The organism is Chryseobacterium artocarpi, assembly GCF_001684975.1.
Taxonomy (GTDB): domain Bacteria; phylum Bacteroidota; class Bacteroidia; order Flavobacteriales; family Weeksellaceae; genus Chryseobacterium; species Chryseobacterium artocarpi.
In genome coordinates this window covers 426,475-440,633 of the sequence record NZ_MAYH01000034.1, presented here as the reverse complement: position 1 = coordinate 440,633, position 14,159 = coordinate 426,475, and the positions used below count along the sequence as shown (strand labels likewise).

Sequence of the window (14,159 nt, the reverse complement as noted above, 5' to 3'; positions counted from 1 at the left end):
GTTTGAAATTTATGGCTGTGGATTTTATTTTTTTGCGGGTAAAATCTCCCGACTTTGCAGAGCGGGCTTTATATTTTTTCTTTCGATAATAAGATATGCGGCATCCAGCATTTTGGTGAGATGTATGTATGGGCTTATCATATTCCTTTCCGGTAGATTGTCATAGATGCCGAGTGAGAAATAAACCATTCCCGAAATGAAGTAATCAAATTCTTTGATGCTGTATTCCCTGAATGCTTTTTTAAATACCAGTAGAGGATTTTGGTATTCTTTCTCCGTAAGCAAGCCAAGAGCCAGAGGTGAAACATCTTCCAACTGAGTATTGACTTTACATTTCTTTTCTCTCAGTATTAGAAAGTAGCCTGCACGGACAAAGGAACGCATTGCCTGATGAAAATGATAAACGACGGAAGGATCTTCTTTTATCCAGCTATTTCTTTTTACAGCATAGTTCATAATGGTGTTTAGCAGCTCTTTGGTTGTTGCCAGATCATTGAACTCGAAAAAAGTTTCCATTAGCTGTACGCCGGAGTGCTTCTTGGGACTTTTTTCTAATGTAGATTGAAAGCCTGTTCTGTTTTTTTTCATGAGAGTGTATTTTTTTTTGCACGATTTTACTCGGCAGTAAAGAAGTAAGCCCTGCAATGCCTGAGCTTCCTGTCTATACAAGCCGAATGAATAAGATAGAATTTGTGTTTCTCTAAAAGCCCTAAAGCCGCAATGGATTGTACACCCCATTGTACCGTATCATGATACTTTATATGGTAAAGCTGGCTTAGAAAAAGATGATTGTAGAAAAGCAGAACAGCATGAAAATAAAAACGGCATGAGACTCTACAATATCTGTCATAGAGGTACTGGTATACCGTGCAACAGATAAGAGAGCCCACGCCTAGGTCGTGAGCTTCATACTTATCATCTTGTTGCTTTAAAAATTACCAGTTTTCTATGACAAGACTCTAAGCAATAGCTTCTATATTTCTTTGAAGTATCGCAAAATTACTCTAATGAGTAATCTTTTCCAAATATAATAATATTTTCAATATACAGGACTATAGTCCTTAGTTTTTTATTTTGTTTTTGGCTCACTTTGTCATTATGCATGATTCTTTAGACGAAATAGAACGATATATAATTTCAAAAGTGAAAGAAATAAGGGAACAGAGAGGTATTAGTCAAACTTCACTCTCTTTAGCTATTGGTAAGAGTACAAGTTATATTTCAGATATTGAAGCACATTCCAAAACGGCGAAGTATAATATTAAAAGCTTAAACTTAATATCAAAAGCTCTGGGATGCTCTCCAAAAGACTTCTGGCCAGAACAGCCAATTTTGGAAGAGAAATACGAATTTGTAAAAGAAATCGAAATAAAGAAAAAATCCTAGTGAAGATCAACATCCAAAGGCGGTATCTCATGAAAACGCTTGATCTTTCCTAATATACATTTCCGCTTGGCATATTTGTGTGCGCCATAGAAAGAAATAAAAGTAAAATTGGGAAATTTTAGTTAGGTTAAAAGATGATACGTATGAGATATGATAAAGATCCATAAAGCGGAAGTCTTTATTTTTCTAAAAAACTAAACTAGAAATTAACTATAGTAGTTTTTATTACCATGGTGAAAGATTTGAAAATATTGTATTCTATTCAAAAGTGTCATTAAGGATGAGAAATCATCATAACATATGTCTAGTTGAAAACTAAACATTCTAGCCAAATAAATTGTATTGTACATAGTTTTCATAAGACTTGGAAACATATATCCTAAATTTTTATTAAAGATAGATTTTAATTCATTTTTATCATTGATAGTTAATTCACTTGTGTTTAAAATATCGTTTAATGTTAAAAAACAATTATCAGTTGATATTATAAAAGATGATATTTTACTATTTGATTCTTTGATTAAATTTAGATTTTGTAAGATTGCTTCTTTGCTATTTAAAGCTATATTTAATCTTTGTTCTCTTGTTTCTGCAAATTCAATATAGATAGGTTTTAAATTTTCAAATAAATAAATTAGTGCTTCGTTATTACAGATTTTCACATCATTATTTACTATTTCTAATTTTTCTAAAATTTTTTCATATCTATCTAATTGAACATACATAAAACTTGTCATTCGATCATGAAGATATTGATATTTTGATTCATCGAAATCTTTTCTTTGGATTATTATTGAGATAACTACACCACAAAATGCTAACGCTGAAAAGAATGTATTTAATGCTCCAAAGCTGTCACCAAATACACCTCGTTCATTTGAACTATCTATAAAGAAGTTTAAACATATGGGATAGAGAATAATTATAACAAGGATAATTAAGATTATATATATCGGTTGTTTTAAAAATAACTGTTTCATTATATAAAGAAAATTGAAATTATGGCTAACTCTCAAATGTACAAAACTTTATTTTTGTGCAGGAATTTTTGATAAATCATCCTACAAAAGTAGAACAGTTTACATATTAAATTGTCTTAGTGATTTGCTATTACATCATTCCTGGCATTCCACCACCCATTGGCATAGCTGGTTCAGCACTCTTTACTTCAGTGATAACACAGACATTCTCTGAAGTCTCTGGACTTTGGAGAATATTTAAAAAGGGGAGTTTTTTAATTTTGAATAATAACTGCTTTTGTTGGTAAGTAATTATCTACTTTGCTTCTTTCAATAATTTCAATTTCAACTTTTTCGAAATCGTTTGTCTGCATTTGAATTTTAGCAGTTTCATCATGTTTGTATATTTTTGAATTTAGAATTTTTAGGATGTCCATAAATTCATTATTCATAAATGGCTCAATAAAGCAAAGACTATAAACTTTTCCGTTGGATTTATAAGAAATAAATCTTGGATTTCCTGCGAAATATTCATTCCTATTGAGTTGTTTTTGTTTGACAAAGGATTCAATATTTTTGCCTGATAATGAGTTTAATTGGTTAATTTCTTCTGAAGTTAATATGTATTGGAAATAATTTTTCCCATCCCAGCTATCTGAATAGACGGTTAAGTTTCCTTTCTTATCTAATGTAGCGTAAGATTTAATTTCAATTTTATTATTCGATATTAATTCATAATCAACAATTTTTAAATCTTGAATTATATTTTTTTGTGAAAACAGATTTATACATAAACATATAAAAATAAGTAATGCGAACTTTTTCATGATTGATTAATCGGTTTGAATGTACTTTTTGTTGTAATTACGGTTGATATTCAAATTTACACTTTAAACTCATATATGATATATAATTGCAAATAAAATTTTAAGTAAAAAGTTCTTTAGATTTTCTGTATAAAAAAAACCACCCTGCAAAAGCAGAGCGGTCTATATATTAAATTTGTCTTAGCGACTCGCTATTACATCATTCCTGGCATTCCACCACCCATTGGCATAGCTGGTTCAGCGCTCTTTACTTCAGTGATAACACATTCAGTAGTAAGAAGCATTCCTGATACAGAAGCTGCGTTTTCAAGGGCAACTCTTGTTACTTTAGTTGGGTCAATGATTCCTGCTTCAAGCATTTGAACATACTCGTCAGTTTTAGCATTGTATCCGAAGTCTCCAGAACCTTCTGCTACTTTAGCAACGATTACAGAACCTTCACCACCTGCGTTAGCAACGATTTGTCTTAATGGCTCCTCGATAGCTCTCTTCACGATTTTGATACCTGTAGTTTCGTCTGCGTTGTCTCCTTCAAGGTTGTGTAGTGAAGAGATTGCTCTTACTAAAGCAACACCACCACCTGCAACGATACCTTCTTCTACAGCAGCTCTAGTTGCGTGTAATGCATCATCTACTCTGTCTTTTTTCTCTTTCATTTCTACTTCAGAAGCAGCACCTACGTAAAGTACAGCAACACCACCAGCTAATTTAGCTAATCTTTCCTGAAGTTTCTCTCTGTCGTAGTCAGAAGTTGTAGTTTCCATCTGAGCTTTGATCTGAGCTACTCTTCCTTTGATTTTCGCTTCGTCACCACCACCGTTTACAACAGTTGTGTTGTCTTTGTCAATCGTTACTTTCTCAGCAGTTCCAAGCATATCTAAAGAGATGTTTTCCATAGTGAAACCTTGCTCTTCAGAGATCACCTGTCCACCTGTAAGGATCGCGATATCTTCTAACATTGCTTTTCTTCTGTCTCCGAATCCCGGAGCTTTTACAGCAGCAATTTTAAGAGAACCTCTTAGTTTGTTTACTACCAAAGTAGCTAAAGCTTCACCTTCCACTTCTTCGGAGATAATTAATAAAGACTTACCACCTTGTGCAATTGGCTCAAGAACCGGAAGTAATTCTTTCATTGAAGAGATTTTCTTCTCTACTAAAAGGATATATGGGTTTTCTAGTTCAGCTAACATTTTCTCAGGGTTAGTCACGAAGTAAGGTGACTGGTAACCTCTGTCGAACTGCATACCTTCTACAACATCTACCGTTGTATCAGTACCTTTAGCCTCTTCTACAGTGATTACTCCTTCTTTACCAACTTTTCCGAAAGCTTCAGCAATTAAAGTACCGATAGTATCGTCGTTGTTAGCAGAGATAGAAGCAACTTGCTTGATTTTTTCTGAAGAATCTCCAACCTCCTGAGATTGAGATTTAAGGTTCGCAACCACTGAAGTTACAGCTTTGTCGATCCCTCTTTTAAGATCCATTGGGTTAGCACCAGCAGCTACGTTCTTAAGACCTTCTCTTACGATAGCTTGTGCTAAAACAGTAGCGGTAGTAGTACCGTCTCCTGCGATATCATTAGTTTTGGAAGCAACTTCTTTTACCATTTGCGCTCCCATGTTTTCTACTTTATCTTCAAGTTCGATTTCTTTAGCTACAGAAACCCCGTCCTTAGTAACGTGTGGAGCACCGAAAGATTTTTCGATTACTACATTTCTCCCTTTAGGACCTAAAGTTACTTTCACTGCATTTGCTAATGCATCAACACCTCTTTTTAAAGCATCTCTTGCTTCGATATCGAATTTTATTTCTTTTGCCATTTTTGATTAGATATTAGATGTTAGATGTCAGATATAAGACAACTAACGATAGTTTTTAAATTTGATTTTTTAATCTGAAATCTGATGTCTGTGATCTGAAATCTTATCCGATGATTCCCAATAGATCAGCTTCTCTTACGATTAAGTAATCTTTCCCTTCCAACTTTAATTCAGCACCTGAATATTTTCCATAAAGTACTTTGTCACCTACCTGAACAGTTGTAGGCTCATCTTTTTTACCAGGACCTACTGCTACTACAGTACCTTCTTGCGGCTTTTCCTTTGCAGTATCCGGGATAATGATTCCTGAAGCTGTTTTAGTTTCTGCTGCGATTGGCTCTACCAAAACTCTGTCTGCCAATGGTTTAAAGTTTACTGACATAATATATTTATTTTTTAATTATTTCTGTGTTGTAATTCTCTAAATGTATGCCATGAAACCTAGATGGCTGAAATGGCAGATTTTTATTCCCGAATGTGAAAATTTGGCAGAAAAATATAAAACAGAAAGCCGGAAGATTCCGGCTTTAATTGTAAGTGTTTAGTTTTATAGATGCATTTTCTACGGGCAATATTGTCCCGGACCGATCCATAAAATACATTGTCCTTTGTAATTGTACTCACAGCAAAAACGTCCTGCCGCTCCGCCGTTGATTGTTTTCTGAGCATCTCTGCTTAGTAATTTGGCATTTTTCATAGTTAATAATATTGAGTTGGTTTACTTCCTGAACGTTTTACGTCAAGCAGGATTTTGACATTTGGTGTTTAAGTATTACTCAAAGTTAATTATTTTTTCCTTTCGTTGTGATATATTTGATTGCGATTTTTTGGTTATCAGTTTTTAAGCGGTGTTTTTGTTTGGGTAGTGTCCTTAAATAGAGGATTTCTGTAAAAAGAATAAAGTTTACCATATTGATAAACTTTATTGATTTTTTTATTTGATGACTTCCATACTCATTTTTGTTTCTCCCAGCTTTATATCCTGCCTGATGACTTTTCTTGTTTCAGCATCAATAAAATGAGTCACCCATGATTCAAGATCTGTAATATCATCGGTGGTTTTTACTACCCAGACTATCCTTCCTTCCAGTACTGTTTCCTGAACGTCTTTTATATAAGCTCTCTGTATTCCTTTCACAATATCTGAGGTATAATTAAAAATAACAAGCTCCGGAGTATATCCTTTTTTTAATTCAATAAATCTAATGAGGGCAGGGTAGATGCTGCTGTCGAAATAATTGGATGCTGCTATATTAATTTTTTTTTTTTTACCGCCCTGTGTGTCGGCATAGTATCCGGTAACATGAGTTTTTCCAAATTTAAGCTCAATAGATCTGTGCGGGTTAAAAGATGAATGATAGACCGGTTGGAAGTTGGCTATTTTTACCACACTGGAATCTACATATTTGGTATCACGCTCAGGTGTCATTTTTACATTAATTTTGATAAGAAGATCCGTAGAATTGAGCTTTCTGAGCTCAGTAATCACTCTGCCAAATTCTAATTTTTTCCCATCACGCTCCAGATACCATATAGATTCTGATACTTCGTTTTTTATCAGGTTCGGATCAATTTTGATATTTTTCGGAGTAAGAAGATTCTGTGAAAAAAGATTAGCAGTACATAATAGTAAAAGTAAAATAAATGTTCTCATGGTCTTTTTTTATGATAAGTAGTCTTATGGTTGTTAAAAGTTACATCTTTTTGATTTTTAATGCTTTTCTGTATCATTTGATGTTTGCTATAAAGAAAAAAGTTCACCGAATGGGTGAACTTTTATTTTAATTTTATTGACAGGTTTGTTTGTAATCGTCAATGAGCTTTCTGAACATTTTAGTGTATAGCTCGGTTTTGTAATGCATATTGATCTTTGCTGCTTCTGCTCCTTTTTTTCCTTTGATCACGGCTTTTCTTTCCGTGTCGGATTCTTTTTTATTTTCCTTAAAGGTTTTATTAGAGAAATATTCATTTTTTCTTGCTTCATCTACCTTTTTGAGAAACTCCGGGCAATCGGCACCTATAATTTCATAAGCTTTATAAAACTTTTTGTAAAGCGTTTTCATATTGAATAATGCCAGTGGGCTTAATGAACTGTAATCTACCGGAGCAATAGCAACCGTTTCATTAGGCTTACTAAGATAAGTCATGACATACATTAATTGACAGGTGTCTTCGTTTCCGTCAAATCCTGAAGAAAAACCATTCCCGAAATTGGCTCTGCACGTCATACTTCTGTATCCGTAAAGATTGATCGGTCCTTTTTCCATTAACGGAAGCATAAGTACTCTTCCTTCGGATTCCAATTCAAGATCATTATTGATTTCCTTTACAATTCGTTTATCCAGTTGAAATGTTTCCTGTGTATCTTCATTAGTATAAATAAGACTTTTAATGTCAGATACCTGAATAAGCTGAATGTTTTTGTCGTCTTTTGATGACTTAAACTTAACTTCTTTTCTATCTAAATGAGCGCTTTTCTCACTACTTTTTCCAATCATCTGAAATGTAGCTACGTCAGGAAGCATAAAGTCCTGAGCAAATCCTTTTTTTGTACTTCCGTCTTCCATAAGGATTTCAATGGGAAGGAAATCTCTTTTGCCCGTATAAAATTGCAGGGATTGGGCGCATAGAGTAGATGCTGTTGCAATGAACAGCAATAATGCATTGAGTTTTTTCATGGTTATAGTTAAAAAAATGTATTAGCTTTTTCCTGCCGCCTGCATTGGGTTTACCTTTCCGTTTGAGCTTCCTCTTGCGGAATTACCTTCCTGTTTTTGTTTGAAAAGTTGGAACTTTGAAGTTTCAGTTCCGGAACCGTTGTTGGTCCATAAGTTATTGTTTGTATCAATATCAGCAGTTTCTCTCATTGGATCCAGCTGAATAGATTTTAATTTTTTATCAAAATAATAGGTCTTGGAAACTTTCTGCTCGTTCAGTCTCCAGATCTGAGCAGATGACTTATCATATAATTTCGATCCGTCTTCAAATGTAAACTCAAGAATGATTGGCATAACCAATCCGCCTTTATTTGCAAAATCGATTTGGTACGCTGTAATATTTTTGAATTTTTCTTTATCCTTGGCATCTAAAGGAAGTCCAGCCTCTACTTTGGATGTATATTCCTTTGTGTTTACTTTTTCCTGTCCTCTGTCATATCTATAGTAGAAATCCTGAGCATCTTTATCCTGATCAACATAGAATGTAATATTCTTATCTTCTCTGTTTCTGATTTTTGAAAGATCTTCAAAACTGTTTACCAATGGTTTTTCAACCTGATATTTGATTTCCTGGGCAGCTTTTGGATCAGTATCTAAATTAGGAGTTGCAACTGTCACTTTATCGATGGCAATGTCTACCGGATCAGTTCCGTAGAACCATCCTCTCCAGAACCAGTCAAGGTCTTCACCGCTGGCATCTTCCATGGTACGGAAAAGATCCGCCGGTTCAGGGTGTTTGAATGCCCATCTTTTTGAATACGTTTTGAATGCTTTATCAAAAAGTTCTCTTCCCATGATGGTTTCACGAAGAATATTCAGCCCTGTTGCCGGTTTTGAATATGCATTGGGTCCGTATTGAATAATATTTTCAGAATTACTCATGATAGGCTCCAGCTGGTCTTTCGGAAGTTTCATATAATCTACGATCGTCCAAGCCGGTCCTCTTTTGGAAGGAAATTTATTATCCCATTTTTCTTCTGTAAGATATTCTGTGAAAGTGTTCAGACCTTCATCCATCCAAGCCCATTGTCTTTCATCGGAATTGATGATCATAGGGAAGAAGTTGTGTCCTACTTCATGGATGATTACTCCGATCATTCCGTTTTTGGTTCCTTCAGAATAAGTTCCGTCTTTTTCAGTTCTCCCGAAGTTGAAACAGATCATAGGATATTCCATACCATTGGCAGCTTCTACAGATTGAGCTACAGGATATGGATAAGGAATTGTGAATTCCGAATAAGTTTTGATTGTATGAGCAACTGCCTTTGTAGAAAACTTTCTGTATAGTCCGTAAGCTTCCTTAGGGTAAAAGCTCATTGCCATTACTTTATTGTTATTTTCAGGAATAGTAACGCGCATTCCGTCCCAGATGAATTTTCTGGAAGAAGTCCATGCGAAATCCCTTACATCATTCGCTTCGAAAACCCATGTTTTTCTTTGTTTTGAATGGTTTTTCTCTGCTTTTTTTGCTTCATCTAATGTTACGATTTCTATAGGTTCAGAAGCACTTTCAGCTTTTCTGTATCTAGAAAGCTGATCAGAAGTTAATACCTGATCGTAGTTTTTACATTCACCGGTTCCGCCTACAATATGATCAGCTGGAACATTCATAGAAACTTTAAAATTTCCAAAAACCAGTGCAAATTCACCTCTTCCGGTAAACTGATGATTCTGCCAGCCCTGGAAGTCACTGTAAACACACATTCTAGGATACCATTGTGCCATTGTGTAAAGATCGTTTCCATCTTCAGGGAAATTTTCATAACCGCCACGACCTCCCATCTTCATTCTGTTCCCGATATTGTAATTCCAGTCTACTTTGAAAACAAATTTTTCACCTTTTTTCAAAACTTTTGGAAGGTCAATACGCATCATAGTTTTGTTGACCGTATATTTTAAGGGATTTCCTGAAGCATCAGTAACTTTTTCAAGACTTACTCCATAGCCGTTGTCCTTTACCGGAAGTTCGGTTACTTTAAGCTGTTCCGTTGTTGAAGGACGAAGGATAGAAGATGTATCATATCCGGCATTCTTTACACTTGAATGTTCATTTTCATCAAGCTGAAGCCAGATGTAATCCAGTTCATCAGGTGAATTATTGTAATAAGTAACTGTTTCCGAGCCTTTCAGATTTCTTTTATCCTCATCAAGGTAAGCAGTGATATTGTAGTCCGCTCTGTTTTGCCAATACGCATGTCCGGGAGCTCCGGAAGCTGTTCTGTAAATATTGGGTGTTGGAAGAATGGTTCCCAGTTGCTCAAACTTGTTTCCATGGTTGCTGCCCGGGTTATTCTGTATATTTTGTGCGGTGAAACCTGTATATGCAAATACAGAAAGTGAAAGTATAACAACTTTTAGTTTCATAACCGAAATGATTTAATAATTGTCAAAGATAATAATAAGCTGTTGAAATAATAAAAATATTTCACGTTTAGAACGGAATTCTTTCCAATGTCATTTTTAAGGATAAAGCAAAGACTCCTGATGAAACAAAGAGGATCCAGTCTTTTTTGTTGACTTTAAAAATAGTAAGGAGAATAAACAATGCGATGAGAATACCAAAGACAATAACGATCTGTCCCAGTTCCAGCCCGATATTAAAACCAAGAAGAGGAAGAGCGATACTCTGGCTTTTGGCTATCATCACTCTTGCTGTATTGGCAAAACCCATTCCGTGAACAAGCCCGAAGATTAAAGCAAGGTAATAATTTGCACGCATCAGGGTTTGTTTTTGATTTTTCATGATAATATTGTCCAGAGAAGTCAGAACGATGGTCAATGGAATGAGAAATTCAACCCAGTCCGACGGAACTCTGAAGATATCAAGAATGCTTAACGCTAGTGTAATGGAATGTCCAATGGTGAATGCGGTAACCAGTATGAGTATTTTTTTCCAGTCACTATAAGAGTAAACAGCAATTAATGCCAATACAAACAGTTGATGATCCAAAGCATCAAGGGAAATAATATGTTCCCATCCAAGGTTTAAATAGAATAGAAAATCCTGCATTTTTAAGAGTAGATTATTGGTTTTGTGTGTTGTGTTAAAATGAGTTAATTAATTTGTTTTTATTTATTTTTTTAACATAAAAAATATAAATGATTTTGTTTATTATCTAATAGTATAAAAATTGTATAATTGTATTGCTAAAAAAATGAAAATGGATATTAAAAAATTATTTTTTACAAAAGTAAACATTTCACCTAGAGAAGCGAAGCTTCTTAGAAATGTTGCGGCTGCCTTTTTAGGGCTTTATTCTTACGGTTTTAATGCTCAGGTGCAGAAACTGGATTCTCGCTTCGATATGCTGTTGAAGAATAAGGAGAATATTTCAAGAGGTCAAAAGGTCAAAGAAATGGATCATGTGGATATGAAACTTGATCAGCATCTTGTAGTGACATCTAAAGGAGCTCAAACGATGTATTCTTGTATTGTTTATACAAAAGATCCGGAAAAACTAAAATCAGACGGATTTTTGGTTCAGACTCAATTACCGACTTTTTCCACAGCTTTAGTTACTATTGAAGATATTGAGAGATTGACAAAGCTTCCTTATGTGACATCTGTTATGGCTCCTACATTTGATGAGCTTCATAATGACGTAAGCAGGGCGCAGTCCGGCGCGAGTCTGTTACAAGACGGAGTTTTCAATAATACTGCTTATAACGGGACTGGTGTTTTAGTCGGGATTTATGATACAGGGATCGATTGGAAGCATCCGGATTTCAGAAAAGCAGATGATCAGACAAAAAGTAGAATTGTTTCTATCTGGGACCAGACATTAACCGCACAGACAGGAGAGACAACACCTGCCGGATTTTCTACAGGTGTGGAATATACAAGAGCTCAGATTGAAGATGAATTGGACGGAACTCCAGCAGGTTTTGTTCGTGAAAATGATACCAATGGACACGGAACGCACGTATCAGGAACTGCAGCAGGGAATGGTGCTGCTTTTGCGGACAAGAGGCATAAAGGATTTTCATCAGAGGCAGATATTGTTTTTGTAAAAGGTGGGAATGGGTCTTTTCCAACAACCAATACAATTAATGCATTAACATATTTTAAAAATGTAGCAACAGCGCTGAACAAGCCAATCGTTGTCAATATGAGTATTGGAGGGCAGTCTACTGCTCATGACGGAACATCTTCTCATGAAGTAGCGGTAAATAATTTTACGACTTCAGGTCCCGGAAGAGTTGTTGTGATCTCGGCTGGAAATGATTATGGTCCGAATATCCACAGAAAGGTCGATGTAGCTCCAAGTGCTTCTCAGACGTATAATTTTACTGTGTCAAGTAATACTACTGCAGCGTCGGTATTCTCGTTTGTCATGTATGCAAATGATGACAGCCCTGTTACAGCAAAGCTTACAACACCTGATGGTCAGCAGTATATTCAAAATATAAGTACAACTACTACTCATAATATATTAGGTGGAGCATTTACCGCTACAATGTACAATTATTGGAGTACAGATAATAACAAACGTTATGTACAGCTTGTTATAAGCAGAGTTTCTGGTTCTACGGCAAACTGCCAAGGAAATTATTCATTAGAAATTACGAATAACGGAGCTCAGCAAATAACAGCTCATAGCTGGCTTTATAGTCAGGGAGTATCTACTACAATGCAAAATGGGGATAACGAATATATTGTTGGAAGCCCTGGTAACGCATCCAATGCTATTACAGTTGCATCGTATATGGGAAGAGGAAGCTGGTATAGCAGCCTTGGTGGTTATTTAACAACAACTCCTCAGGAATCCATATCATCATTTAGTTCGCAGGGACCAAGAGTAGATGGTTTTGCAAAACCTGATATTACAGCTTCTGGTCAAAATGTGATTTCCTCAAGATCTAGTAATTCTTTACCGGCATCTACTGATATTATTGCAGGGACTAATTACTATGTGAAAAATCAAGGGACGAGTATGTCTTCTCCAGGTGTGGCAGGAGCTGTAGGGTTATTACTTCAGGCAAATCCTACTTTGACGGCAGCACAGGTAAAATCACGTCTGATGGCGAATGCAAGAATGGATGGTGCTACCGGTACAGTTCCTAATATGAGATGGGGAGCCGGAAAACTTGATATCTATAAAGCGGTTACGGATGAATTAGGTTGTGTAGAATCTAATTTTGAAGCATTAACTTATGATGAGCCTTATATCATTGTTAATACAGAAAGTAATAGTGCAAGTAGTAATTTTGATAATACCGCTTTAGCTGTTCGATATACTCCAACACTAACTGGGAAATTAGGCGGATTTTCATTTACGTCTGGATCAGGAGCTATTCCTACAGATCTTGCAGTTGATATTCAGATAAGAAAAATAAATGCTAACGGTGATCCTGGTGATATTATTGCTACAAAAACGGTTTCATCATGGATCAATGATGTTCAGAGATTTACATGGAATTATATAGATTTATCCAGCTTAAATATTCAGACAACTACCGGAAAAGATTTTTATATCGTAATCAATGGTCTGGCTGGAAGAATTGCTGTAAAATATGAAAATATCGCTGTAAGCGGAAGAAGTAAAACTTCAACAGACGGTACAAGCTGGATCGCCAGAAATTTTGACCTTAAAATGAGAGCTACGGTTTATGAAAATGTGGCTGAGGTAAAAAATCTAGCAACTGCTAATCAAACGAAAGCAAATGCAGTAGCTACAGGGTTAAATTACTTTACCAACTCGTGTCAGCTTATCGCAAGAGTGGAAAAAGAAATAGCCAGTACGGTTACAGGAAATATCACTTCTAAAGTTTGGGTTGATAATGTACAGCCAAATTATGTATCAAGAAGATATGAGATCAATCCGGATACTAATCCTACTACTGCAACAGGAAAAGTGACTTTATATTTTAAACAAGCTGATTTTGATGCTTATAATGCGATAAGCAGTGTTAAATTACCTACTTCGCCAACAGACATCGCCAACAAAGCAAACCTGGTTATTGAAAAATATAGCGGAACAAGTGCCGGAAATATAGGTACAGTAAGTTCTTTCGGAAGTGCAGCAACTTTCATTACTCCGGATATTAATGATATTGTATGGAATGATACCTATAAATATTGGGAAGTAAGTTTCCAGGCTACAGGTTTTGGAGGTTACTTTGTTAAAACAAACGGAACACTGGGAACAAAAGATATTAAGCTAAGTTCTGGTATTAATATTACTCCAAATCCAGCAAAAGATTTCGTAAATGTTTCATTAGGAAGATATTCTAAAGCTTCTGTGACAATTTATGATGCTTCCGGAAAATTGGTTAAAACAGCAAATATCAATTCAAATTCTGGAAGAATAGAGGTTTCAGAATTGGTGAAAGGAACCTATATGTTTACTATTGATGTAGATGATAACCAAAAGATCACTAAGAAAATAATTAAACAATAAAATATTAAAAATTAGGTAATGAAAAGCAGCAGTTTTTATAACTGCTGCT

At 35.2% G+C, this 14,159-nt stretch carries 12 protein-coding genes; 2 read left to right on the top strand and 10 right to left on the bottom strand.

Going from position 1 to position 14,159, the window contains the following annotated elements:
* Positions 1–24 precede the first annotated feature (24 nt).
* On the bottom strand, positions 25–588 hold the full coding sequence (locus tag BBI01_RS13510; protein WP_065395190.1) for a hypothetical protein: 564 nt from the start codon (positions 586–588) through the stop codon (positions 25–27).
* Positions 589–1,098: 510 nt separating this feature from the next.
* Between BBI01_RS13510 and BBI01_RS13505 the strand changes: the two genes are divergently transcribed.
* Positions 1,099–1,386 (top strand): helix-turn-helix domain-containing protein, encoded by a 288-nt coding sequence (locus BBI01_RS13505; RefSeq protein ID WP_065395189.1) that lies wholly within the window; start codon positions 1,099–1,101, stop codon positions 1,384–1,386.
* Between the two features lie 206 nt (positions 1,387–1,592).
* Here the strand turns inward: BBI01_RS13505 and BBI01_RS13500 are convergent, their stop codons facing one another.
* The 9 genes from BBI01_RS13500 to BBI01_RS13465 all read right to left on the bottom strand — a co-directional run bounded on the left by BBI01_RS13500 (position 1,593) and on the right by BBI01_RS13465 (position 10,719).
* The gene (locus BBI01_RS13500) at positions 1,593–2,366 is read right to left on the bottom strand and encodes a hypothetical protein (protein ID WP_065395188.1); all 774 of its coding nucleotides are present in this window, start codon (positions 2,364–2,366) and stop codon (positions 1,593–1,595) included.
* A gap of 254 nt (positions 2,367–2,620) precedes the next feature.
* On the bottom strand, positions 2,621–3,172 hold the full coding sequence (locus BBI01_RS13495; RefSeq protein WP_065395187.1) for a hypothetical protein: 552 nt from the start codon (positions 3,170–3,172) through the stop codon (positions 2,621–2,623).
* 194 nt (positions 3,173–3,366) lie between these two features.
* Positions 3,367–4,992, bottom strand: coding sequence for a chaperonin GroEL (gene groL / locus BBI01_RS13490; protein WP_065395186.1), 1,626 nt, complete (start codon positions 4,990–4,992; stop codon positions 3,367–3,369).
* Between the two features lie 103 nt (positions 4,993–5,095).
* Positions 5,096–5,374: a co-chaperone GroES gene (locus BBI01_RS13485; protein ID WP_034696138.1), complete on the bottom strand. Its 279-nt coding sequence runs from the start codon at positions 5,372–5,374 to the stop codon at positions 5,096–5,098.
* Positions 5,375–5,554: 180 nt separating this feature from the next.
* On the bottom strand, positions 5,555–5,689 hold the full coding sequence (locus BBI01_RS23150) for a hypothetical protein (protein ID WP_262484587.1): 135 nt from the start codon (positions 5,687–5,689) through the stop codon (positions 5,555–5,557).
* A gap of 237 nt (positions 5,690–5,926) precedes the next feature.
* Complete coding sequence (locus BBI01_RS13480; protein WP_065395185.1) at positions 5,927–6,646, bottom strand: DUF3108 domain-containing protein; 720 nt, start codon at positions 6,644–6,646, stop codon at positions 5,927–5,929.
* Positions 6,647–6,779: 133 nt separating this feature from the next.
* Positions 6,780–7,670, bottom strand: a complete 891-nt coding sequence (locus BBI01_RS13475) for a hypothetical protein (RefSeq protein WP_065395184.1) — start codon at positions 7,668–7,670, stop codon at positions 6,780–6,782.
* A gap of 21 nt (positions 7,671–7,691) precedes the next feature.
* Positions 7,692–10,073: a M1 family metallopeptidase gene (locus BBI01_RS13470; RefSeq protein WP_065395183.1), complete on the bottom strand. Its 2,382-nt coding sequence runs from the start codon at positions 10,071–10,073 to the stop codon at positions 7,692–7,694.
* 67 nt (positions 10,074–10,140) lie between these two features.
* Positions 10,141–10,719 carry a HupE/UreJ family protein gene (locus BBI01_RS13465; protein ID WP_065395182.1) on the bottom strand — a complete coding sequence of 193 codons (579 nt, stop codon included), beginning with the start codon at positions 10,717–10,719 and terminating at the stop codon, positions 10,141–10,143.
* A 151-nt stretch (positions 10,720–10,870) separates the two neighbouring features.
* Between BBI01_RS13465 and BBI01_RS13460 the strand changes: the two genes are divergently transcribed.
* A complete protein-coding gene (locus BBI01_RS13460; protein WP_165602250.1) occupies positions 10,871–14,110 on the top strand; it encodes a S8/S53 family peptidase in 3,240 nt (1,079 codons plus the stop codon).
* The last annotated feature ends 49 nt before the right edge of the window (positions 14,111–14,159 follow it).